Source organism: Lentzea albidocapillata (assembly GCF_000719115.1).
Lineage (GTDB): Bacteria > Actinomycetota > Actinomycetes > Mycobacteriales > Pseudonocardiaceae > Lentzea > Lentzea albidocapillata.
The window spans coordinates 1-232 of record NZ_JOEA01000111.1; the positions used below are offsets into that span (position 1 = coordinate 1).

The 232-nt window shown below is 62.9% G+C and carries 1 protein-coding gene; it reads left to right on the top strand.

The window, feature by feature from the left end; genetic code table 11:
• Window positions 1–232, top strand: a 232-nt coding sequence (locus IG04_RS0142065; RefSeq protein ID WP_030482316.1) for a fasciclin domain-containing protein, incomplete at both ends; no start/stop codon positions are given.

Here is a 232-nt window from a genome sequence, read left to right on the forward strand (position 1 = left end):
GTTCGCGAAGATCGATGCCGCGACGATCGAGAAGCTCAAGACCGACGACGCGCTGCTGACCAAGATCCTCACGTACCACGTCGTCCCGGGCCAGATCTCCCCGGACAAGATCGCCGGTGACCAGAAGACCGTCCAGACCGGCACCGTGAAGGTCACCGGTTCCGGCAACGGCATCAAGGTCAACGACGCCAACGTCATCTGTGGTGGCGTGAAGACCGCCAACGCCACCGTG